Annotated in this window: 18 protein-coding genes and 2 tRNA genes; 16 read left to right on the top strand and 4 right to left on the bottom strand. The window is 60.7% G+C overall.

The genetic code is table 11. The features are described from left to right. Nucleotides 1-36: 36 nt before the first annotated feature. From ftsH to LU682_RS25660, 15 genes are all read left to right on the top strand, one after another. Entirely contained in the window at nucleotides 37-1941 is a 1905-nt protein-coding gene (gene ftsH / locus LU682_RS25730; protein ID WP_012053749.1) for an ATP-dependent zinc metalloprotease FtsH, read from the top strand. Nucleotides 1942-1949: 8 nt separating this feature from the next. Further along, a complete protein-coding gene (gene folP / locus LU682_RS25725) occupies nucleotides 1950-2801 on the top strand; it encodes a dihydropteroate synthase (RefSeq protein ID WP_010955359.1) in 852 nt (283 codons plus the stop codon). Nucleotides 2802-2817: 16 nt separating this feature from the next. Beyond that, on the top strand, nucleotides 2818-4158 hold the full coding sequence (gene glmM, locus LU682_RS25720; protein ID WP_010955358.1) for a phosphoglucosamine mutase: 1341 nt from the start codon (nucleotides 2818-2820) through the stop codon (nucleotides 4156-4158). Between the two features lie 65 nt (nucleotides 4159-4223). After that, a complete protein-coding gene (gene tpiA, locus LU682_RS25715) occupies nucleotides 4224-4979 on the top strand; it encodes a triose-phosphate isomerase (RefSeq protein ID WP_003249956.1) in 756 nt (251 codons plus the stop codon). A gap of 4 nt (nucleotides 4980-4983) precedes the next feature. Beyond that, on the top strand, nucleotides 4984-5382 hold the full coding sequence (gene secG / locus LU682_RS25710) for a preprotein translocase subunit SecG (protein ID WP_020193781.1): 399 nt from the start codon (nucleotides 4984-4986) through the stop codon (nucleotides 5380-5382). A gap of 21 nt (nucleotides 5383-5403) precedes the next feature. After that, nucleotides 5404-5489, top strand: a tRNA-Leu gene (locus tag LU682_RS25705). Nucleotides 5490-5589: 100 nt separating this feature from the next. Next, nucleotides 5590-5666: transfer RNA gene (locus LU682_RS25700), tRNA-Met, on the top strand. Nucleotides 5667-5795: 129 nt separating this feature from the next. Further along, entirely contained in the window at nucleotides 5796-6254 is a 459-nt protein-coding gene (gene rimP, locus LU682_RS25695; protein ID WP_003249960.1) for a ribosome maturation factor RimP, read from the top strand. Nucleotides 6255-6313: 59 nt separating this feature from the next. After that, on the top strand, nucleotides 6314-7795 hold the full coding sequence (gene nusA, locus LU682_RS25690) for a transcription termination factor NusA (protein WP_003249963.1): 1482 nt from the start codon (nucleotides 6314-6316) through the stop codon (nucleotides 7793-7795). A 27-nt stretch (nucleotides 7796-7822) separates the two neighbouring features. Continuing rightward, nucleotides 7823-10363 carry a translation initiation factor IF-2 gene (infB, locus tag LU682_RS25685; protein WP_003249965.1) on the top strand — a complete coding sequence of 847 codons (2541 nt, stop codon included), beginning with the start codon at nucleotides 7823-7825 and terminating at the stop codon, nucleotides 10361-10363. A gap of 116 nt (nucleotides 10364-10479) precedes the next feature. Beyond that, the gene (rbfA, locus tag LU682_RS25680) at nucleotides 10480-10878 is read left to right on the top strand and encodes a 30S ribosome-binding factor RbfA (protein WP_003249967.1); all 399 of its coding nucleotides are present in this window, start codon (nucleotides 10480-10482) and stop codon (nucleotides 10876-10878) included. A 3-nt stretch (nucleotides 10879-10881) separates the two neighbouring features. Continuing rightward, nucleotides 10882-11799, top strand: a complete 918-nt coding sequence (gene truB / locus LU682_RS25675; protein ID WP_049586945.1) for a tRNA pseudouridine(55) synthase TruB — start codon at nucleotides 10882-10884, stop codon at nucleotides 11797-11799. A 147-nt stretch (nucleotides 11800-11946) separates the two neighbouring features. Then, nucleotides 11947-12216, top strand: a complete 270-nt coding sequence (gene rpsO / locus LU682_RS25670) for a 30S ribosomal protein S15 (protein WP_003249971.1) — start codon at nucleotides 11947-11949, stop codon at nucleotides 12214-12216. A 250-nt stretch (nucleotides 12217-12466) separates the two neighbouring features. Further along, nucleotides 12467-14572 carry a polyribonucleotide nucleotidyltransferase gene (gene pnp / locus LU682_RS25665; protein WP_010955356.1) on the top strand — a complete coding sequence of 702 codons (2106 nt, stop codon included), beginning with the start codon at nucleotides 12467-12469 and terminating at the stop codon, nucleotides 14570-14572. A 263-nt stretch (nucleotides 14573-14835) separates the two neighbouring features. Next, nucleotides 14836-15186, top strand: a complete 351-nt coding sequence (locus LU682_RS25660) for a BON domain-containing protein (RefSeq protein ID WP_003249976.1) — start codon at nucleotides 14836-14838, stop codon at nucleotides 15184-15186. Nucleotides 15187-15261: 75 nt separating this feature from the next. Here the strand turns inward: LU682_RS25660 and LU682_RS25655 are convergent, their stop codons facing one another. Then, complete coding sequence (locus LU682_RS25655) at nucleotides 15262-15564, bottom strand: heme-binding protein (RefSeq protein ID WP_010955355.1); 303 nt, start codon at nucleotides 15562-15564, stop codon at nucleotides 15262-15264. A 60-nt stretch (nucleotides 15565-15624) separates the two neighbouring features. Here LU682_RS25655 and LU682_RS25650 point away from each other — a divergent pair, with 60 nt between their 5' ends. Next, nucleotides 15625-16038, top strand: coding sequence for a VOC family protein (locus LU682_RS25650; protein ID WP_010955354.1), 414 nt, complete (start codon nucleotides 15625-15627; stop codon nucleotides 16036-16038). A gap of 81 nt (nucleotides 16039-16119) precedes the next feature. Here LU682_RS25650 and LU682_RS25645 read toward each other — a convergent pair whose 3' ends face one another. From LU682_RS25645 to acs, 3 genes are all read right to left on the bottom strand, one after another. After that, nucleotides 16120-19056, bottom strand: a complete 2937-nt coding sequence (locus LU682_RS25645) for a DUF748 domain-containing protein (protein ID WP_060495143.1) — start codon at nucleotides 19054-19056, stop codon at nucleotides 16120-16122. 78 nt (nucleotides 19057-19134) lie between these two features. After that, nucleotides 19135-20004 (bottom strand): oxygenase MpaB family protein, encoded by an 870-nt coding sequence (locus tag LU682_RS25640; protein ID WP_010955352.1) that lies wholly within the window; start codon nucleotides 20002-20004, stop codon nucleotides 19135-19137. 41 nt (nucleotides 20005-20045) lie between these two features. Beyond that, nucleotides 20046-21980 carry an acetate--CoA ligase gene (gene acs, locus LU682_RS25635; protein ID WP_010955351.1) on the bottom strand — a complete coding sequence of 645 codons (1935 nt, stop codon included), beginning with the start codon at nucleotides 21978-21980 and terminating at the stop codon, nucleotides 20046-20048. Between the last annotated feature and the right edge of the window lie 131 nt (nucleotides 21981-22111).

Below are 22111 nucleotides of genomic sequence, written 5' to 3'. Positions count from 1 at the left end.
CGTGCGCCGGCCTCAGAGGGTAGCTAATTGAACGACATGGCAAAGAATCTGATCCTGTGGTTGATCATCGCAGCTGTCCTGGTGACAGTGATGAACAACTTCTCCAGCCCTAACGAGCCGCAGACCCTCAACTACTCCGACTTCATCCAGCAGGTCAAGGATGGCAAGGTCGAGCGTGTGACCGTCGATGGCTACATCATTACTGGCAAGCGCACCGATGGCGACAACTTCAAGACTGTGCGCCCGGCCATCACCGACAATGGCCTGATCGGCGATCTGGTCGACAACCACGTGGTCGTCGAAGGCAAGCAGCCTGAGCAACAGAGCATCTGGACGCAGTTGCTGGTGGCGAGCTTCCCGATCCTGGTGATCATTGCCGTGTTCATGTTCTTCATGCGCCAGATGCAAGGTGGCGCGGGCGGCAAGGGCGGGCCGATGAGCTTCGGCAAGAGCAAGGCGCGCCTGCTGTCCGAAGACCAGGTCAAGACCACGCTGGCTGACGTTGCGGGCTGCGACGAGGCCAAGGAAGAGGTTGGCGAGCTGGTCGAGTTCCTGCGCGATCCGGGCAAGTTCCAGCGCCTGGGTGGCCGTATCCCGCGCGGTGTGCTGATGGTCGGCCCACCCGGTACCGGTAAGACCCTGCTGGCCAAGGCCATCGCGGGCGAAGCGAAAGTACCGTTCTTCACCATTTCCGGTTCGGACTTCGTGGAAATGTTCGTGGGTGTCGGTGCCAGCCGTGTGCGCGACATGTTCGAGCAGGCCAAGAAGCACGCCCCGTGCATCATCTTCATCGACGAAATCGACGCCGTTGGTCGCCATCGTGGCGCCGGCATGGGCGGCGGTCACGACGAGCGTGAGCAAACCCTCAACCAGTTGCTGGTGGAGATGGACGGCTTCGAGATGAATGATGGCATCATCGTCATCGCCGCCACCAACCGTCCGGATGTGCTCGACCCTGCGCTGCTGCGCCCCGGCCGCTTCGACCGCCAGGTGGTGGTTGGCCTGCCGGACATCCGTGGTCGCGAGCAGATCCTCAAGGTGCACATGCGCAAGGTGCCGATTGGCGAGAACGTCAACCCGGCGGTCATCGCGCGTGGTACCCCAGGCTTCTCCGGCGCCGACCTGGCCAACCTGGTCAACGAGGCTTCGCTGTTTGCCGCGCGTTCCAACAAGCGCCTGGTCGAAATGAAAGAGTTCGAGCTGGCCAAGGACAAGATCATGATGGGCGCCGAGCGCAAGACCATGGTCATGTCCGAAAAGGAAAAGAGAAACACTGCCTATCACGAGGCTGGCCACGCCATTGTCGGTCGCCTGGTGCCTGAGCACGACCCGGTCTACAAGGTTTCGATCATCCCGCGTGGTCGTGCCTTGGGTGTGACCATGTTCCTGCCGGAAGAAGACCGCTACAGCCTCTCCAAGCGTGCGCTGATCAGCCAGATCTGCTCGCTGTATGGCGGCCGTATCGCCGAGGAGATGACCTTGGGCTTCGATGGCGTGACCACTGGCGCGTCCAACGACATCATGCGCGCCAGCCAGCTCGCTCGTAACATGGTGACCAAATGGGGCCTGTCCGAGAAGCTCGGCCCGCTGATGTATGCAGAGGAAGAGGGCGAGGTGTTCCTCGGCCGCAGTGCCGGTAGCCAGCATGCCAGCGTGTCCGGCGAGACTGCCAAATTGATCGACTCCGAGGTGCGCAGCATCATCGATCAGTGCTACGCCACTGCCAAGCAGTTGCTGATCGACAACCGCGACAAGCTCGAGGCGATGACCGAAGCGCTGATGAAGTACGAGACCATCGATGCCGATCAGATTGACGACATCATGGCTGGGCGCACACCACGTGAGCCACGTGATTGGGACGATGACAAGCACTCGGGCACGCCTGCGGCCCAGGATGAGCGTCCGGAATCGCCAATCGGCGGCCCAGCGGCTGAACACTAAGGGCATCTATGAGCTCAGTGCAGTACCCTACCCGGTTGCCTTGCGGCAGCCGGGTTCTTGATTTGTCGCATACCCATGTCATGGGTATTCTCAATATCACCCCCGATTCCTTCTCCGATGGCGGTCGCTTCAGTCAGCGCGACGAGGCCCTGCGCCACGCCGAAGCGATGGTTGCCGCCGGCGCAACGTTGATCGATATCGGTGGCGAGTCCACGCGCCCGGGTGCGCGTGCAGTCTCGGTGACCGAGGAGCTGGAGCGTGTGGCGCCAATGGTCGAGGCCATCAACAGTCGCCTCGACGTGGTCATTTCGGTCGATACCTCCACGCCTGCTGTCATGCGTGAAGCCGCGCGCCTGGGGGCCGGGCTGATCAACGACGTGCGGGCCCTGGAGCGCGATGGCGCCCTGGACGCTGCGGCGGATACCGGTCTGCCGGTGTGCCTCATGCACATGCGTGGCGAGCCAGGCAACATGCAGGACGATCCGCAGTACCAGGACGTGACCGCCGACGTCACCCGTTATCTTGAACAGCGGATGGCCGCCTGCGCCGCAGCGGGCATTGATGCTGACAGAATCATCCTTGACCCGGGCTTCGGTTTCGCCAAGACACTGGCGCACAATCTGAGCCTGTTCAAGCACATGGAAGCGCTCTATCGCCTTGGGCGCCCACTGCTGGTGGGCGTTTCACGAAAGAGCATGATCGGCCTGACGCTGGAACGTCCGGTCGGCGAGCGCTTGTACGGCAGCCTTGCGCTGGCGGCGTTGGCCATGACCAAAGGGGCGAGCATCCTTCGGGTACATGACGTGGCCGAAACCGTTGATGTGGTACGCATGATCGCTGCGGTGCAAAACGCCGAATAAGAGCATTGGAGTCCCTATGAGCAGAAAATACTTTGGTACCGACGGCATTCGTGGCCGCGTCGGCGAATACCCGATCACGCCTGACTTCATGCTGAAGCTTGGCTGGGCGGCCGGCATGGCCTTCCGCAAGCAAGGCCATTGCCGCGTGCTGGTGGGCAAGGACACGCGTATCTCCGGCTACATGTTCGAGTCCGCACTCGAAGCCGGCCTGTCCGCGGCAGGTGCCGATGTGATGCTGCTCGGGCCGATGCCGACACCGGCCATCGCTTACCTCACGCGTACCTTCCACGCCGAAGCCGGCATCGTCATCAGTGCCTCGCACAACCCGCACGATGACAACGGCATCAAGTTCTTCTCGGGCCAGGGCACCAAGCTGCCGGACGAGGTCGAGCTGATGATCGAAGAGCTGCTCGACCAACCGATGACCGTTGTCGAGTCGGGCAAGCTGGGCAAGGTTTCGCGTATCAACGATGCCGCCGGCCGCTACATCGAATTCTGCAAGAGCAGTGTGCCGAGCAGCACCAGCTTCGAAGGCCTCAAGCTGGTGGTCGACTGCGCCCATGGTGCTACCTACAAGGTTGCGCCCAGCGTATTCCGTGAGCTGGGTGCCGACGTGACCGTGCTGCATGCGCAACCGGACGGCCTGAACATCAACGAAGGTTGCGGCTCGACACACATCGAATCGCTGCAGGCCGCTGTACTGGTCGGACATGCCGATCTCGGCATTGCCTTTGACGGTGACGGCGATCGCGTGCTGATGGTCGACCACACGGGCGCCATCGTCGACGGTGACGAGCTGCTGTTCATCATTGCTCGCGACCTGCAGGAACATGGCAAGCTGCAAGGCGGGGTGGTCGGTACGCTGATGAGTAACCTGGGCCTGGAGCTGGCGCTCAAGGACCTGGACATCCCGTTTGTGCGAGCCAAGGTCGGCGACCGTTACGTCATGGCCGAGCTGTTGGAGCGTGAATGGCTGGTCGGCGGTGAAAACTCCGGTCACGTCGTGTGCTGCAACCACACCACAACCGGCGACGCGATCATTGCCGCGCTGCAGGTGCTGATGGCGCTCAAGCGCCGGGGCGAAACCCTGGCCCAGGCCCGTCAGGCCCTGCGCAAGTGCCCGCAGGTGCTGATCAATGTGCGCTTTGGCGCCAGCAAGGTCGACCCGCTGGAGCACCCCGCCGTCAAGGAAGCCAGTGCCAAGGTTACCGAAGCGCTGGCGGGGCGGGGTCGTGTGCTGTTGCGCAAGTCCGGTACCGAGCCGTTGGTGCGGGTCATGGTTGAGGGCGAGGACGAAAGCCAGGTGCGGGCCCATGCTGAAGCGCTGGCCAAACTGGTCGGCGAAGTTTGTGTCTGAAGGCGCTTGCCAGCGCAGATCTGGTTGGGTAAGATCTGCGCCCACTTTGACCGACGAGGTAAAGCATGCGTCGCCCTATGGTAGCTGGTAACTGGAAAATGCACGGTACCCGCGCTAGCGTCGCTGAGCTGACCAAAGGCTTGAGTAATCTCGCCTTGCCGAGCGGAGTGGAAGTCGCCGTATTTCCACCGGCCTTGTTCATCAATCAGGTGATTGATGGCCTGGCAGGTAAAGAAATTACTGTCGGCGCACAGAATTCTGCTGTACAACCCGAACAGGGTGCGCTGACCGGGGAAGTTGCTCCCGAGCAGCTGGTTGAAGCAGGTTGCAAGTTGGTGTTGATTGGCCATTCGGAGCGTCGCCAGATTATTGGTGAAACCGACGAAGTGCTCAATCGCAAGTTTGCAGCGGCCCAGGCCAAAGGCTTGAAGCCAGTGCTTTGCATAGGGGAAACCCTTGAGGAGCGCGAGGCTGGCAAGACGCTCGAAGTTGTCGGGCGTCAACTAAGCAGTATCATCGAAGCATTCGGTGTTAAGGCTTTTGCCGATGCAGTAATTGCCTATGAGCCTGTATGGGCCATCGGTACGGGCCTTACGGCCACGCCACAGCAGGCCCAGGATGTGCACGCCGCCATCCGCGGCCAGTTGGCGGCAGAAGATGCTGAAGTGGCTGCGAAGGTGCAGTTGCTATACGGCGGCAGCGTGAAGGCGGCCAATGCGGCCGAACTGTTCGGCATGCCGGATATCGATGGGGGTCTCATTGGTGGGGCTTCCCTGAACGCAGACGAATTCGGTGCAATTTGTCGCGCCGCAGGAAACTGAACAAATGCTGGAAACAGTCATCGTTGTTTTTCATCTGTTGGCAGCGCTGTCGCTTGTAGTGCTGGTTCTGTTGCAACAGGGTAAAGGTGCTGAAGCAGGTGCATCTTTCGGCGCGGGGGCCTCAAACACCGTGTTCGGGAGCCAAGGCTCTGCAACGTTCCTAAGTAAATTAACTGCTATACTCGCTGCCACTTTCTTTTTGACAGCACTTGGGTTAGGATACTTCGCGAAGCAACAAGCTCACCAGCTTAGCCAAGCAGGTCTTCCAGATCCAGCAGTGCTAGAAGTGAAAGAGCCGCAAAAACCGGCAGTTAATGATGATGTACCGGTGCTCCAACAGCAGAAGAGCGAAACCACCAATAATACGGGTGATGTACCTCCTCCGGCTCAAGAGCAGAAGTAACGGGTTTCAAGTAGTAGTATTGCCGAGGTGGTGGAATTGGTAGACACGCAACCTTGAGGTGGTTGTGCCCATAGGGTGTAGGGGTTCGAGTCCCCTTCTCGGTACCAATTAAAGCTTGAGAGCCCGCTTTAGCGGGCTTTCTTGTAGGTGAATGTTTGGATTTGACCCTCAACAGGGTTCGGTCTTATACTTTTGCCCCAGCTTTGTCGCGGGGTGGAGCAGCTTGGTAGCTCGTCGGGCTCATAACCCGAAGGTCGTTGGTTCAAATCCAGCCCCCGCAACCAGCTTCAGCGGAGCCCCTTTTCAGGGGCTTTTTGCTAACCGAACAGTTTCGGCGTCGTTGTCCTACGGCGCTTTCAGGGATGGGCGCTTCGCCCATTTTTTATTTGCACAGCATGCACGAGGGGGTTCAGGTGTCGAGCAAGCTAGAACAGTTGCAGGCCTTGTTGGCCCCGGTTGTCGAGGGTCTGGGCTATCAGTGCTGGGGGATCGAATACGTTTCCCAGGGTAAGCATTCGGTACTGCGCATCTACATCGACAAGGAAGGCGGTATTCTGGTGGACGACTGCGAAGCAGTCAGCCGTCAGGCCAGCGCAATCCTCGATGTGGAAGATCCAATCAGCAGTGAGTACACCCTCGAGGTGTCTTCTCCAGGCATGGATCGCCCACTGTTCACGCTGGAACAGTTTGCCTCGCATGCCGGCGAACAAGTGAAGATCAAGCTGCGCTCACCCTTCGAGGGTCGTCGTAACTTCCAGGGCCTTCTCCGCGGTGTGGAGGAGCAGGATGTGGTGGTCCAGGTGGACAACCAGGAGTTCCTGTTACCGATCGACTCGATCGACAAGGCCAATATTATTCCCAGTTTTGACTGAGACGTGCCGGGCCCGGCGGACTATCCGGGCCCAATGGCTTGCGCAAGGCGAGGCGTACGATGAGCAAAGAAGTACTGCTGGTTGTTGAATCGGTATCCAACGAAAAAGGTGTACCGCCCGGCGTCATTTTCGAAGCGCTGGAAGTGGCCCTGGCCACTGCAACCAAAAAACGTTTTGAAGACGAAGTCGACCTACGTGTGGAAATCAACCGCCACACCGGTAGCTACGAGACTTTCCGTCGCTGGACCGTGGTCGACGAAGCCGATCTTGATGATCCGGCGATCGAGACCTGGCTGGACAAGATCAAGGACACCCACCCTGAAGCCAAGGTCGGTGACGTGATCGAAGAGAAGATCGAGTCCATCGAGTTCGGTCGTATTGCCGCCCAGACCGCCAAGCAGGTCATCGTGCAGAAGGTCCGTGAGGCCGAGCGTGCCCAGGTGGTCGATGCCTACCGTGAGCGCGTTGGCGAGATTATCTCCGGTACCGTAAAAAAGGTTACCCGCGACAACGTCATCGTTGACCTGGGCAACAACGCCGAGGCCTTGCTGGCTCGCGAAGACATCATTCCGCGCGAAACCTTCCGTGTTGGTGTGCGCCTGCGTGCGCTGCTCAAGGAAATTCGCACCGAAAACCGTGGCCCACAGCTGATCCTGTCGCGCACCGCGCCGCAGATGCTGATCGAGCTTTTCCGCATTGAAGTGCCGGAAATTGCCGAGGGCCTCATCGAAGTCATGGCTGCTTCCCGTGATCCGGGTTCGCGAGCCAAGATTGCCGTCCGCTCCAAGGACAAGCGTATCGACCCGCAAGGTGCCTGCATCGGCATGCGTGGTTCGCGCGTCCAGGCCGTATCCGGGGAGCTGGGTGGTGAGCGTGTGGATATCGTCCTTTGGGACGATAACCCGGCGCAGTTCGTCATCAACGCCATGTCGCCGGCTGAAGTCGCGGCGATCATCGTTGATGAAGATGCCCATGCCATGGACATCGCCGTCGCCGAGGACAACCTGGCCCAGGCCATTGGCCGTGGCGGTCAGAACGTTCGCCTGGCCAGTCAGTTGACCGGCTGGACCCTGAACGTGATGACCGAGAAGGACATCCAGGCCAAGCAACAGGCCGAAACCGGTGACATCCTGCGCAATTTCATCGAGGAACTGGAAGTCGACGAGGAGCTGGCCCAAGTGCTGGTCGACGAAGGCTTCACCAGCCTTGAAGAAATTGCCTACGTACCGTTGGAAGAAATGCTCAACATCGATGGCTTTGACGAAGACATCGTCAATGAGCTCCGCGCTCGAGCCAAGGACCGTTTGTTGACCAAGGCCATCGCTACCGAAGAAAAACTGGCAGACGCCCACCCGGCCGAAGACCTGCTCTCCCTTGAGGGCATGGACAAAGACCTGGCGGCTGAACTGGCGGTGCGCGGCGTGGTTAACCGCGAAGACCTGGCCGAGCAGTCGATCGACGATCTGCTCGACATCGACGGCATCGACGAAGAGCGTGCCGGCAAGTTGATCATGGCCGCCCGAGCCCACTGGTTCGAGTAATTAGGCGCGGCCTGAGGAGAGAAGTGCATGACGCAAGTCACGGTGAAAGAACTGGCCCAAGAGGTCGAGGCACCGGTAGAGCGCCTGCTGCAGCAGATGCGTGAGGCAGGTCTGCCGCACACCGACGCCGGTCAGGTAGTGACCGACAATGAGAAGCAGACCTTGCTGACTCATTTGAAAAGCAGCCACAAGAGCAAGGCGGAAGAGCCGCGCAAGATTACCTTGCAGCGCAAAACCACCAGCACCCTGCGTGTCGCCGGTAGCAAGAGCATCAGCGTAGAAGTACGCAAGAAGAAAGTTTTCGTTCAGCGCAGCCCTGAAGAAATCCAGGCTGAGCAGAAGCGTGAGCTGGATGAGCGCCGCGCGGCTGAAAATGCCGCTCGCGACAAGGTCGAGGCCGAAGTTCGCCAGCGCAACGAAGAGCAGGCTCGCCGTCAGGCCGCCGGCTCCGCAGCCGCCGCCCCTGCGCCTGCTGCCAAGCCAGAGCCGGCTCCTGCCGCTGCTCCGGTCGCTGCTCCGGCCCCGGTAGTCGCAGACGCCCCGGCCTCTGAAGACGCCGCAGCCCGTGCTGCCGAGCGCAAGAAAGACGAGACCCGTCGCAACGAAAGCCGTACCCGTGATGACGACCGTCGTCGTGGCGAAGCGCCTCGTGTGTCGATCAAGGTCAAGGTCAAGGAGAAGGAAAAGGCGCCGACTCCGCGTGCTGCTCCGCGCACTACCGACGAAGAGAGCGATGGCGCTCGTCGTGGTCGTGGTGGCAAGAGCAAGCTGAAAAAGCGTAATCAGCACGGCTTCCAGAACCCGACTGGCCCCGTCATCCGTGACGTGACCATCGGCGAGACCATCACGGTCTCCGAGCTGGCCAACCAGATGTCCGTCAAGGGCGCTGAAGTGGTCAAGTTCATGTTCAAGATGGGGACCCCGGTTACCATCAACCAGGTGCTCGACCAGGAAACCGCTCAGCTGATCGCCGAAGAGCTGGGCCACAAGGTCACGCTGGTCAGCGATACCGCCCTGGAAGACTCCCTGGCCGAATCGCTGAAGTTCGAAGGCCAGACCGAGTCGCGTGCGCCGGTGGTTACCGTCATGGGTCACGTTGACCATGGTAAGACCTCGCTGCTCGACTACATCCGTCGTGCCAAGGTTGCCGCTGGCGAAGCCGGTGGTATCACCCAGCACATCGGTGCCTACCACGTGGAAACCGACCGCGGCATGGTCACCTTCCTCGATACCCCAGGTCACGCTGCGTTTACCCAGATGCGTGCCCGTGGTGCCAAGGCGACCGACATTGTCATCCTGGTGGTGGCGGCGGACGACGGTGTGATGCCACAAACCCGCGAAGCCGTTCAGCATGCCAAGGCAGCCGGTGTTCCGCTGGTCGTTGCGGTGAACAAGATCGACAAGCCAGGTGCTGACCTCGATCGCATCCGTAACGAGCTGTCCGTAGAAGGCGTTACCTCTGAGGACTGGGGTGGTGACACGCCGTTCGTCAAGGTTTCGGCGAAGATGGGTACCGGTGTCGACGAGCTGCTCGAAGCCGTTCTGCTGCAGGCCGAGATCCTCGAACTGACCGCTACCCCAACCGCGCCAGGTCGTGGTGTGGTCGTCGAATCGCGCCTGGACAAGGGCCGTGGCCCGGTCGCGACCATCCTGGTTCAGGACGGTACCCTGCGTCAGGGCGACATGGTCCTGTGCGGTTCCAACTATGGCCGCGTTCGCGCCATGCTCGACGAGAACGGCAAGCCTGTGAAGGAAGCTGGCCCGTCGATCCCGGTCGAAATCCTCGGCCTGGACGGTACTCCGGAAGCCGGTGACGAGCTGTCCGTGGTTGCCGACGAGAAGAAAGCCCGTGAAGTTGCCCTGTTCCGTCAAGGCAAGTATCGCGAGGTCAAGCTGGCCCGTGCTCACGCCGGCAAGCTGGAAAACATCTTCGAGACCATGGGTCAGGAAGAGAAGAAAACCCTCAACATCGTTCTCAAGACCGATGTGCGTGGTTCTCTGGAAGCGCTGCAGGGTTCGCTCGGCGGCCTGGGCAACGACGAAGTGCAAGTGCGCGTGATTGGTGGTGGCGTCGGTGGTATCACCGAGAGCGATGCCAACCTGGCGCTGGCTTCGAATGCAGTACTGTTCGGCTTCAACGTGCGTGCCGATGCCGGTGCGCGCAAGATCGTCGAGCAGGAAGGTCTGGATATGCGTTATTACAACGTGATCTACGACATCATCGAAGACGTCAAGAAGGCCCTGACCGGCATGCTCGGCAGCGATGTTCGCGAGAACATCCTGGGTGTCGCCGAAGTACGTGACGTGTTCCGTTCGCCGAAGTTCGGCGCCATCGCTGGCTGTATGGTCATCGAGGGTACCGTGTACCGCAACCGTCCGATTCGCGTACTGCGTGATGACGTTGTGATCTTCGAAGGCGAGCTGGAATCGCTGCGTCGCTTCAAGGACGATGCTTCCGAAGTCCGTTCGGGCATGGAGTGCGGTATTGGCGTCAAGAGCTACAACGACGTCAAGGTCGGCGACAAGATCGAAGTCTTCGAGAAAGTCCAGGTGGCTCGTACCCTTTAAGGGCGAGCGAGCCGCAAGCGCCTGCTACAGGGCGGCTTGCGGTACCTCTTCAGGTAGCGCCCGGTCAGGCATTCGTCTGTCCGGGCGTTTGCCGCTTTAAGTTACAGGTAGCAAGAATGGCCAAAGAATATAGCCGTACCCAACGTATTGGCGATCAGATGCAGCGCGAGCTGGCCGAGCTGATCCGTCGCGAAGTCAAGGATCCGCGTGTCGGTCTGGTGACTATCACCGCCGTGGACGTGAGCCGTGACCTGGGCCATGCCAAGGTGTTCATCACCGTCATGGGCGAGGAAACCCCGGATGCCGTGCAGCAGTCGCTCAAGGCATTGAATAGCGCCGCCAGCTTCCTGCGTCTGCACCTGGGGCGTTCGATGCAACTGCGCAGCGTGCCGCAGCTGCACTTCCATTTCGATGAAAGTGTCAGCCGTGGTGTGCACCTGTCGGCGCTGATCGAGCGTGCAGTGGCCGAAGACCGCCTGCACAAGGATGCCGACGAGTCGGACACCAAGGAGTAAGCGGTGGCCCAGGTCAAACGTATCCGCCGCAATGTCAGCGGCATCATCCTGCTCGACAAGCCGCTGGGCTTCACGTCCAATGCCGCCTTGCAGAAAGTGCGTTGGCTGCTGAATGCGGAAAAGGCCGGCCATACCGGTAGCCTCGACCCGCTGGCGACCGGCGTGTTGCCGCTGTGCTTCGGTGAAGCGACCAAGTTTTCGCAGTACTTGCTGGATTCCGACAAGGGCTACGAAACCGTCATGCAGATGGGGCAGACTACCAACACCGGCGATGCCGAGGGTGAGGTGCTGCAGACCCGCGACGTGACCGTTGGTCGCGCCGACATCGAAGCAGTGCTGCCACGTTTTCGCGGCCCGATCAGCCAGATACCGCCTATGTACTCGGCGCTCAAGCGTGACGGCCAGCCGTTGTACAAGCTGGCACGTGCAGGAGAGGTAGTGGAGCGCGAGGCGCGTTCTGTTACTATTAACCGCTTGGAGTTGCTCGAGTGCGAAGGCACCCGTGCACGGCTGAGCGTAGGATGCAGCAAAGGCACCTATATCCGCACGCTGGTGGAGGATATCGGTGAAGCCCTTGGTTGCGGGGCCTATGTCGCCGAGCTGCGCAGGACCCAGGCAGGGCCCTTTGCGCTGGCACAGACGGTCACCCTCGAGGAACTCGAACAGGCCCATGCCGAAGGTGGTAACGAAGCGCTCGACCGCTTCCTGATGCCGTCGGACAGCGGGCTGCAGGACTGGCCGTTGGTCAGCCTGTCGGAACACAGTGCGTTCTACTGGCTGCATGGCCAGGCGGTACGCGCGCCGGACGCGCCACAATTTGGCATGGTTCGGGTGCAGGATCACAATGCACGCTTCATCGGTATCGGTGAAGTGAGCGAAGACGGGCGCATTGCGCCGCGTCGGCTGATTCGGTCGGAATGACCGAAACCGCGGGGTCAGGCAGTTGCCGAGCCCCACGGCATCAAGGGTGGCTGTCAGTAGGCACGGTCACACCTTTTTTATTAATACAGGGATTTGTCCCTGGCCTATTGGACCCCGCATGCGGGATCCGTTATCAGGAGAAGCCACATGGCCCTCAGCGTTGAAGAAAAAGCTCAGATCGTTGCCGAATATCAGCAAGCCGCCGGCGATACCGGTAGCCCGGAAGTGCAGGTTGCTCTGCTGACCGCCAACATCAACAAGCTGCAAGGCCACTTCAAGGCCAACGACAAAGACCACCACTCCCGTCGTGGTCTGATCCGTATGGTCAACCAGCGTCGTAAGCTGCTGGATTACCTGAAGGGCAAAGACACCACTCGTTACAGCGCCCTGATCGGTCGCCTGGGCCTGCGTCGCTAATAGCGGCCTGGTCAGTGGTGTGCGTGGGGTGTCGCAGGCTTCGGCAGGGCTGTTTTGCAGCGCTGCCGTTGGGCACTTCACGCGTATCTCCGAGGTTGGCAGCCTGGCAATGCTGAGCGGTTTTTCCGCTTGGTGCCAGGCTCCCAGCCTCGTGTTGTATCTGGACGGTCAATGGGGCCGATTCCCCGTTCTGCCCAAGAATTCGCAAGAAACCAGTTCCCCCAAGAGCCACTGAAAAAGGTAGGAAACCGTGAACCCGGTAATCAAGACTTTCCAGTTCGGTCAATCGACCGTCACTCTCGAAACGGGCCGTATTGCCCGTCAGGCAACCGGCGCCGTGCTGGTTACCGTCGACAACGACGTCACCGTGCTGGTGACTGTGGTAGGCGCCAAACAGGCTGATCCAGGCAAGGGTTTCTTCCCGCTGTCGGTTCACTACCAGGAAAAGACCTACGCCGCTGGCAAGATCCCAGGTGGCTTCTTCAAGCGTGAAGGCCGTCCTTCCGAGAAAGAGACGCTGACCTCGCGCCTGATCGACCGTCCGATCCGTCCGCTGTTCCCGGAAGGCTTCATGAACGAAGTGCAGGTCGTCTGCACCGTGGTTTCCACCAGCAAGAAGACCGACCCGGACATCGCTGCGATGATCGGTACCTCGGCTGCCCTGGCCATTTCCGGCATTCCGTTCGAAGGCCCGATCGGCGCTGCCCGCGTTGCCTTCCACGAAAGCACTGGCTACCTGCTGAACCCGACCTATGAGCAACTGGCTGCCTCGAGCCTGGACATGGTCGTTGCCGGTACCTCCGACGCTGTACTGATGGTTGAATCGGAAGCTCAAGAGCTGACCGAAGACCAGATGCTGGGTGCCGTACTGTTCGCCCACGACGAATTCCAGGCTGTTATCCAGGCTGTCAAAGAGCTGGCTGCCGAAGCTGGCAAGCCGACTTGGGACTGGAAACCTGCCGTTGCCAACACCGAGCTGTTCAATGCTATCCGCGCCGAGTTCGGCGAAGCGGTTTCGCAGGGTTACACCATCACCGTCAAAGCCGACCGCTACGCGCGTCTGGGTGAGCTGCGTGACCAGGCGGTTGCCAAGTTCTCCGGTGAAGAAGGCCAGCCTTCGGCTTCCGAAGTAAAAGAGATCTTCGGCGAAATCGAATACCGCACCGTTCGCGAAAACATCGTCAACGGCAAGCCACGTATCGACGGCCGCGACAACAAGACCGTACGCCCGCTGAACATCGAAGTGGGTGTGCTGCCAAAAACTCACGGTTCGGCACTGTTCACCCGTGGCGAAACCCAGGCCCTGGTCGTTGCGACCCTGGGTACTGCCCGTGATGCCCAGCTGCTGGACACCCTCGAAGGCGAGAAGAAAGACCCCTTCATGCTGCACTACAACTTCCCACCGTTCTCGGTAGGTGAGTGTGGCCGCATGGGCGGTGCTGGCCGTCGCGAAATCGGCCACGGCCGTCTGGCCCGCCGTTCGGTTCAGGCCATGCTGCCTGCTGCTGACGTGTTCCCGTACACCATCCGCGTGGTTTCGGAAATCACCGAATCCAACGGTTCCAGCTCCATGGCTTCGGTCTGCGGTGCTTCCCTGGCCCTGATGGACGCCGGTGTGCCGATGAAGGCGCCGGTTGCCGGTATCGCCATGGGCCTGGTCAAGGAAGGCGACAAGTTCGCAGTCCTGACTGACATCCTGGGTGACGAAGACCACCTGGGCGACATGGACTTCAAGGTAGCCGGTACCGCCAAAGGCGTCACCGCGCTGCAGATGGACATCAAGATCAACGGCATCACCGAAGAGATCATGGAAATCGCCCTGGGCCAAGCCCTGGAAGCGCGCCTGAACATCCTCGGCCAGATGAACCAGGTTATTGGCCAGTCGCGTACCGAACTGTCGGCCAACGCCCCGACCATGATCGCGATGAAGATCGACACCGACAAGATCCGTGACGTCATCGGTAAAGGCGGCGCCACCATTCGCGCCATCTGCGAAGAGACCAAGGCTTCGATCGACATCGAAGACGACGGCTCGATCAAGATCTTCGGCGAAACCAAGGAAGCGGCAGATGCTGCCAAGCAGCGCATCCTGGGCATCACCGCTGAGGCCGAGATCGGCAAGATCTACGTCGGCAAGGTTGAGCGCATTGTCGACTTCGGCGCCTTCGTCAACATCCTGCCTGGCAAGGACGGTTTGGTGCACATCTCCATGCTGAGCGATGCTCGCGTCGAGAAAGTCACCGACATCCTCAAGGAAGGCCAGGAAGTTGAAGTGCTTGTACTGGACGTGGACAACCGCGGCCGTATCAAGCTGTCGATCAAAGACGTCCCTGCGGCCAAGGCCTCGGGCGTCTAAGCGAACGTCACGCAATAGAGAAAGGGCCCTTCGCAGGGCCCTTTTTTCATGGGGACGGGAACCTTTTGCGGACTTGCATCTTGCATGCAGGTTTACCGCGCTGATTGCAAAATGCACGACCACCGAAGTGATAGATATTTGCTAACTTATTGATTTAAAAGGAAATAACAGAAGCAGCAAAGCTGGCACAGCCCGTGCAACTACCTTCATACCTGACGCCAGGACATACGGCGCAGACCTTTCGAAAAACAGGAGTGACCCACATGAAGAAGTTCGCCATTGCTGCCGCTACTGCTACCGCTCTGACCCTGACCATGGCTAACGGTGCATTCGCCGCTGAGCCAACCCAGGCTCCAGTCATGTTGGCGGCCAACACCGTCGACAACGCCAAGCAAGAAGGCTCCGACACTTGGATCACTACCAAGGTCAAAGCTGATCTGCTGACTGAAAAAGGCATCCCAGGCAGCGACATCAAAGTCGAGACCAGCCAAGGCGTTGTTTCGCTGTCTTCTGATGTGAAGGTTACCGAATCGCAGAAAGCAGAAGCGGTGCGCATTACCAAGAACATCAAAGGCGTCAAGAGCGTAATGTCTGACGGCCTGAAAGCCGAATAAGGAATGTCCCGTCGGCCAAATGGATTTGGCCACTTTCATCGAAGCCCTGGCCCGTGCCAGGGCTTTTTCTTGCGCTCAATACACCGGGTTGCGCGCGATCACATCGCTTTCGAAGCATTCCTGCTCAAGGATCAGAGGCTCCACCAATGGACGGCTGTCGCGAAAATGCGCAGTCTGGGTATGCGCGTCATACGCCGCATCATCGCGGTAGATTTCGTACAGGTAGATCACCTCCGGGTCGACCCGGTCCTGCGACACATCGAACACCAGGCAGCCTGGCTCACTCGCCACGGAAGCTGCAGCATTGACCTTGATTGCACTGAGGAAAGCTTCGGCGCATCCAGGCTTCACTCGGGTCTTTATGAACAGGCTATACACAAATCTCTCCTTTTGTTTTAAATTCAATAATGAATTGTATACAAAAATGGAGCTTCGCCAATGTCCGAATTGCCTGCACGCCCTGGCCGCCTGAATGGCTTGCGCCACATCGCCCTGCTGGTGCCTAACCTGGAAGAGTGTGAACGCTTCTACGTCGATGTGCTGGGCATGGAAGTGCTGAATCGCGCCAATGAGGACCTGGTGTACCTCACTTGCGGTAACGACAACCTGTCATTGGGGCGTGGGGCAGGGGCGGCCAACGGGTTGCAGACCCTGGATCACTACGGGTTCATTGTCGACAGCGTGGAGGAGTTGGAAGCCTGGTACCAGTACTTCAAGGCTCATGGCGTGACCTTGCTCGACCGGCCGTTCAACCATGGTGACGGCGCACGCAGCTTCCACCTGCTGGACCCGGCCGGGAACAAGGTTCAACCGCTGTATCACCCGGCGGTGTCGGGGCAGCGGTTGGTTTGAAGCCCGTGCTGGCCTCTTCGCGGGCACGCCCGCTCCCACAGGTAGTGCGCAGGCCTGTGGGGGCGGGCCTGCCAGAGGGGATTACTCGGCATCCAGGTGCATCGGTGTCACCACCCGGCCATCGCTTTGAGGCTGCCCCAGGCTGGTATCGATGAAGTACACCCGGTCGTCTTCCAGCTTGCCCTTGTCGACCAGATAGTCCTTGATGCTGCTGGCCCGCTCCTGCCCCAAGGTACGCAGCAAGGCGGTACTCTCGGCCCACGACTTGATCACGGCCTCGCGCAGCTTGGCGGCGCGCTCGTCACGGCCCAACTGCTCCCATTCGGCAGGCGGCTGCTGTTTCAGGCGGGTACGGTAAATGCCTTCGAGCATCGCGGGCTTGTCGCTGTCGTCCACCACCAGCATCGAGGCATTGGCCGGCACCTTGTCACCCCGTCGCTGCAGGATCTTGTACCAGGTGGCCTGGTACTCACGCTCAAGGCGCTGTTGGGCAATCAGCGGGCCGTCGCTGGCCTGGGCGCTGGTGCCTTCGATTTCCAGGCGCAGTTCCGGGCGCTCTTTCAGCGCGGATGCCAGCTTGTCCAAGGACGACTGGGCCTCGCCGCTGAGTTCGCTGGAGCCGGGGGCGAAGGCCACGTTGCCAAGGTCTTCCGAGCTACCGCCGCTGATCAGCCCGCCAATGAATTTGAATGGCGCCTGCGCCGCGCGCAGCACCAGGTTGCGCAGGGTTTGCCAAACAATCGGCATCACGCTGAATTGCGGGTTGTTGAGGTCGCCAGACACCGGCAGCTCGATCGAGATCTTGCCCTCGGTATCCTTCAGCAATGCCACCGCCAGGCGGATCGGCAGGTCGACCGCATCCGGGCTGTCGACTTTCTCGCCCAGCTGCAGTTGCTCCACTACTACCTTGTTCTCGGCCTTGAGTTGGCCGTTGGTGATCAGATAGTGCAGGTCCAGGTTCAGCCGGCCCTTGCGGATGCGGAAGCCGGCGAACTTGCCGGAGTAGGGCGTCAGCGTGGTCAATTCGACGCGCTTGAAGCTGGTGGCAATGTCCAGGCTGGCCAGTGGGTTGAACGGGTTGAGTGCGCCCTTGATGGTAACCGGTGCGTAGCGGTCTACCTTGCCCTTGACGTCGACCTTGGCCGGCTGTGGCTTGCGGTTGTCGATGGTGCCGATCTGGCCGTTGAGTTGCTGGATGGCCGTGGCGAAGTTGGGGGTAAGCGACAGGTCGGCAAAGTTGGCCGAGCCGTCGTTGATGTCAATCTGCCCGATATGGATGCCAAGCGGCTTGTTGTTGCTGGCCGTGGTCGGCTTGGGCTGGCTGCTCGCCGGGGCGTCGGCCGGTTGCGGGATCAGCAGGTCATTGACATTGGTGGTGCGGTCTTCGTTGATGATGAAGCGTGCATAGGGCTGCAGCAGGGTCACTTTGTCGATCGACAGAGCATCGCCGTGCACGTAGGACAAGCCGTCGACGTTCACCTGCTGCCATTTGACGAAGTCGCGGCTCTTGATGGTGTCGAGGGTATGCAACTGGCTGACCTGCGCCTTGCCGGTCACATTGAAGGCCAGCGGCGAGGTGTTCTTCAGGTCGACCTTGAGGTCGCTCGAGAGCATGCCGCTGCGCAGCTCCAGCAGGATGAACGGGCTGATGTAGGCCTGGGCTACACGCAGGTCGATGTCGCGGGTGCTCACATCCAGCTTTGCCCATATCGGTGCCAGGTTGACCTGGCCTGCGGCCTGCAGCTTGCCTTGCTTGCCCACACCGGTATCGAGTTTGAGGGTGAAGGGCGACTGGTTGAGGCTGTCGAAACCTTGCAGGTCGGCGTTGAGGGGGCCAATGTCCAAGGCTACCGGTTCCTTCTGGCTGCGATCTGCCAGATGCACCAGGTAGTTGCGCAACTGCACGTCCTTGAGCAGCACTTGCCAGGGTTTGCTTGGCTCCTTGGCAGCTTTCTCTTCAGGCGTAGGTTCTGCGGCAGCCGGCTCGGCCTTTTCCTTCGGCGTGGCCTTGGTGGGTTGGCTGGCAAACAGCTTCTGCCAGTCGAGCTGGCCATCTTTTTCCAGCGCCGCCCAGGTTTCGAGCTTTTCGCTGCGAACCTTGCCCACGGTGACCTGCTGCTTGACCAGATCGATGGAGGTTTCGCTAACCTCCAGGCTGGCCAGACGTGCCAACGGTCGGCCATCCGGCGCCTTGATGGCGAATGGCGCGATGCGCACGGAGACGTTATCCAGCAGCAGCTCGGTCTGTTTGGCGAGGTTGAGCTTGTAATGCGTATCGAGGCTTACCACGCCGTCTTCCAGCACCAGTGGCACGGCATCGCGCACGTAGGGCCAGAACAGCTTCATCTTGCCGTCAGTGACCTTCAGTGTGCCTTCGGAGGCGATCGGCGACAGGCTCAGGGTTCCCTTCCAGTCGATGCGTCCGCCATTGGGACCGCTGGCCACCAAGGTCATGTCGGCATTGTCGTTGGGCAGGGTGCTGAGGTTTTTCAGCTCCAGATTCATGTTGTCGTAGAGGAACTCGATCGGCTCGCTGGGCCGCAGGTCCTCGAAGTGCAGGTAACCGTCGATGAGCTTGATGCTGCCAATACGCAGCGGGAACGGGTCGCTGGGCGGCTCTTCGGGTTTGGCTTCGCTGGCCGGTAGTTTGAACAACCCGGTCAGGTTGAGGGTACCGTCCTTGGCGAACAGCACTTCGTTGCGCGGTTTGTCGAGCTCCACCGCTTCCAGATGCAGGGCTTTTGTCCACAGGCTGTCGAGCGAGGCGTTAGCGTAAAGACGCTCGAAACCGACCTGTTCCTTGCCCGGCTCGCCGATCTGCAGGCCCCACAGCGTCAGCTCGAGGCTGAAGGGGTTGAGTTCGATCCGTTCGAGGTGGGCCGGCACGGTGGCGTATTGGGCCAACTGCTGGTTGGCGATGCGCAGTGCGACACCGGGAAGAATGAGAAAGCCGAGCAGGCTATACAGGGCTACCAAGGCCACGATTGCGCCAGCGGCGCGAGTCAATCCTTTGTACATGTGTCGCTTCGTCTGTCTAAGCAGGAGTGCTTGGAGTATGGCACGTTAAATCAGTTCCGCAGGGGCCAACCTTTTCGCTCAATCAATGCCCATGCGCCGTTTGGCCCGGTGTGCCGAGCCGTCGCGCATTGCCCAGCGCAATACCGGCGCGGTGCGGCGCAGGCCCAGGCGGATCAGGCGCTGTTGCAGGGGCCCGTGCTGCAGGCCGAGCAGTGCCTGGGCCCAGCCGGGCAGCAAGTCGATACCCGCGTGCAGCATCAGTTTGCCAACCGGCTGTGCCAGGCGGCTGGGGGCAGGGGCGTCGAGCAGGATTCGTATCACCTCATGGCTGCGCGCATCACAATGCAGCTGCGGGCGTATGTGTTGCAGATAGTCTTCAACTTGCTGGCACGAGCGCGGCACGTCACGGGCGCCAAGGCGCTCGGCGATCAGGGCGATTTCGTTGTAATAGGCATCCTGCTCGGCGCGTGGCAGGCGTGGGTTGCGGTAACGCAGGTGGGCAGCGAGGAAACGGCTGACCTCCGCTACATGCACCCAGGTCAACAGATCCGGGTCGCTGGCCGCATAAGGGCGGCCATCGGGTGCAGTGCCGGTGACCTGCAGGTGAATAGTGCGCACTTTGTCGATCAGCCACTCGGCATCGCCCGTGGCGCCGAAGGTGGTGCCGGAAATGAACTGGCTGGTGCGGCGCAAGCGGCCGAGCAGGTCTTCACGAAAGTTGGAGTGGTCCCACACACCGGCCAGGGCCAGGGGATGCAACAACTGCAGCATCAGCGCGCTGATGCCACCGACCAGCATGCTCGGGAAGTCGCCATGGACGCGCCAGCTAATACTGTGCGGGCCGAACAGGCCGGGGTCGCCCTTGGGCGATTCCAGGTCGAGCTGGCCGAGGGCCAGCCCGGTGAGGCTCATGACCTGGGTTTCGATACGGCGACGAAGGGCTTCCATGGCGACCTGCTGTACAGGGCGGCCAGATTTGCGGCCGCCGGTTACTGGTTGAGGCGTTTGTCGATCAGGCCCTGTACCACGCTCGGGTCGGCCAGGGTCGAGGTATCGCCCAGGTTTTCCAGCTCATTGCAGGCGATTTTGCGCAGTATACGCCGCATGATCTTGCCTGAGCGCGTCTTGGGTAGCGCTGGCGCCCACTGAATCAGCTCAGGCTTGGCGAAGCTGCCGATTTCCTTGCTGACCAGGGCCAGCAGCTCGGCCTTGAGCGTGTCATCTGGTGTCACGCCATTCATGGTCGTGACGAAGGCGTAGACGCCTTGGCCCTTGAGGTCGTGGGGGTAGCCGACCACCGCGGCTTCGGCCACGCTGTCATGCAGCACCAGTGCACTTTCCACTTCAGCGGTGCCGATGCGGTGCCCGGACACGTTGATCACATCGTCGATGCGCCCGGTGATCCAGTAGTCGCCGTCGGCATCGCGACGGGCACCGTCGCCAGTGAAGTAGTAGCCGGGCAGGGGCTTGAAGTAGGTGTCGACCATCCGCTGGTGGTCGCCGTAGACGCTGCGGATCTGCCCGGGCCAGCTGGCTTTGATCGCCAGCACGCCGGCGCCGGGGCCTTCGATCAGTTTGCCTTTTTCGTCCAGCAGCACCGGTTGCACGCCGAACATCGGCTGGGTGGCGCAGCCGGGTTTGAGTGACTGTGTGCCGGGCAGTGGGGTGAGCATGATGCCGCCGGTTTCGGTCTGCCACCAGGTATCCACAATCGGGCAGCGCTTTTGCCCGACCTCCTCGAAGTACCATTCCCAGGCTTCCGGGTTGATCGGCTCGCCGACGCTGCCCAGCAGACGCAGGCTTTTGCGTGAGGTGCTCTGCAGTGGCGCGGAGCCCTCACGCATCAGTGCGCGCAGGGCGGTCGGGGCGGTGTAGAAGATGTTCACCTGGTGCTTGTCCACCACCTGCCAGAAGCGCGAGGTATCGGGGTAGTTGGGCACGCCTTCGAACATCAGCGAGATTGCGCCATTGGCCAGCGGGCCATAGACGATGTAGCTGTGGCCGGTCACCCAGCCGACATCGGCGGTGCACCAGAACACCTCGCCGTCACGATAATCGAACACCACCTTGAAGGTCATCGTTGCCTGCAGCAGGTAGCCGCCGGTGGTATGCAGCACCCCTTTGGGTTTGCCGGTGCTGCCGGAGGTGTAGAGGATGAACAGCGGGTCTTCGGCCTCCATCGGTTCTGGGGGGCAGTCGTCGCCGGCATCCTTCGTCGCTTCGTGATACCAGAGGTCGCGGCCCTCGGTCCAGGCAACATCGCCGCCAGTGCGGCGCACCACCAACACGCTACTGACCGCTGGGCAGCTGGCCAGGGCCTTGTCGACGTTCTGTTTCAGCGGGATGCGTTTGCCGCCACGCACGCCTTCATCGGCGGTGATCACGGTGCGGCAGTCGGCATCGAGAATGCGGTCTCGCAAGGCATCGGGGGAGAAACCGCCGAACACCACCGAGTGGATGGCGCCGATGCGGGTGCAGGCGAGCATGGCGAAGGCGGCCTCGGGAATCATTGGCATGTAGATGCTTACCCGGTCGCCTTTCTTCACACCGCGCGCTTTCATTGCATTGGCCAGGCGGCAGACCTGACGGTGCAGTTCGCGGTAGGTGATGGCCTTGGAGTCCTTGGGATCGTCGCCTTCCCACAGCAGGGCCGTTTGCTCGCCGCGCTGGGCCAGGTGACGGTCGATGCAGTTGTAGCTGACGTTGAGTTGCGCACCGTCGAACCAGCGGGCCTTGCCGGTATGCAGGTCGCATTGCTGCACGCTTGACCACGGTTTGATCCAGTCCAGGCGTTTGGCCTGTTCGGCCCAGAAGGTGTCTGGGTCTTCGACCGACTGGCGGTAGAGGCGGCGGTAGTCTTCGGGGGTGAGGGCGGCGGACTGGCTGACGGCCAGGGCCTGGGGGTATTTGCGGATATCGAACATGGCGGGTGGTCCTGCTCTTGTAAGGGGCGATGGACTGCAACGGCTATTCGATAAGACAGTGTAGCTGGGAGCGGTGTTCAACCTGGGCCGGCCTCTTCGCGGGTAAACCCGCTCCTACGAGGTAACGCGTT

The organism is Pseudomonas alloputida, from assembly GCF_021283545.2.
GTDB classification, from domain to species: domain Bacteria; phylum Pseudomonadota; class Gammaproteobacteria; order Pseudomonadales; family Pseudomonadaceae; genus Aquipseudomonas; species Aquipseudomonas alloputida.
Note: the sequence above shows the minus strand (reverse complement) of the source record. Positions and strands in the feature narration are given on the sequence as shown.

Coding starts and splice junctions, on each gene's coding strand:
- LU682_RS25645 (WP_060495143.1), bottom strand. CDS start 19,056: ATGTACAAAGGATTGACTCGCGCCGCTGGCGCAATCGTGGCCTTGGTA.
- ftsH (WP_012053749.1), top strand. CDS start 37: ATGGCAAAGAATCTGATCCTGTGGTTGATCATCGCAGCTGTCCTGGTG.
- LU682_RS25640 (WP_010955352.1), bottom strand. CDS start 20,004: ATGGAAGCCCTTCGTCGCCGTATCGAAACCCAGGTCATGAGCCTCACC.
- infB (WP_003249965.1), top strand. CDS start 7,823: ATGACGCAAGTCACGGTGAAAGAACTGGCCCAAGAGGTCGAGGCACCG.
- folP (WP_010955359.1), top strand. CDS start 1,950: ATGAGCTCAGTGCAGTACCCTACCCGGTTGCCTTGCGGCAGCCGGGTT.
- glmM (WP_010955358.1), top strand. CDS start 2,818: ATGAGCAGAAAATACTTTGGTACCGACGGCATTCGTGGCCGCGTCGGC.
- rpsO (WP_003249971.1), top strand. CDS start 11,947: ATGGCCCTCAGCGTTGAAGAAAAAGCTCAGATCGTTGCCGAATATCAG.
- nusA (WP_003249963.1), top strand. CDS start 6,314: ATGAGCAAAGAAGTACTGCTGGTTGTTGAATCGGTATCCAACGAAAAA.
- secG (WP_020193781.1), top strand. CDS start 4,984: ATGCTGGAAACAGTCATCGTTGTTTTTCATCTGTTGGCAGCGCTGTCG.
- LU682_RS25650 (WP_010955354.1), top strand. CDS start 15,625: ATGTCCGAATTGCCTGCACGCCCTGGCCGCCTGAATGGCTTGCGCCAC.
- rbfA (WP_003249967.1), top strand. CDS start 10,480: ATGGCCAAAGAATATAGCCGTACCCAACGTATTGGCGATCAGATGCAG.
- tpiA (WP_003249956.1), top strand. CDS start 4,224: ATGCGTCGCCCTATGGTAGCTGGTAACTGGAAAATGCACGGTACCCGC.
- acs (WP_010955351.1), bottom strand. CDS start 21,980: ATGTTCGATATCCGCAAATACCCCCAGGCCCTGGCCGTCAGCCAGTCC.
- LU682_RS25660 (WP_003249976.1), top strand. CDS start 14,836: ATGAAGAAGTTCGCCATTGCTGCCGCTACTGCTACCGCTCTGACCCTG.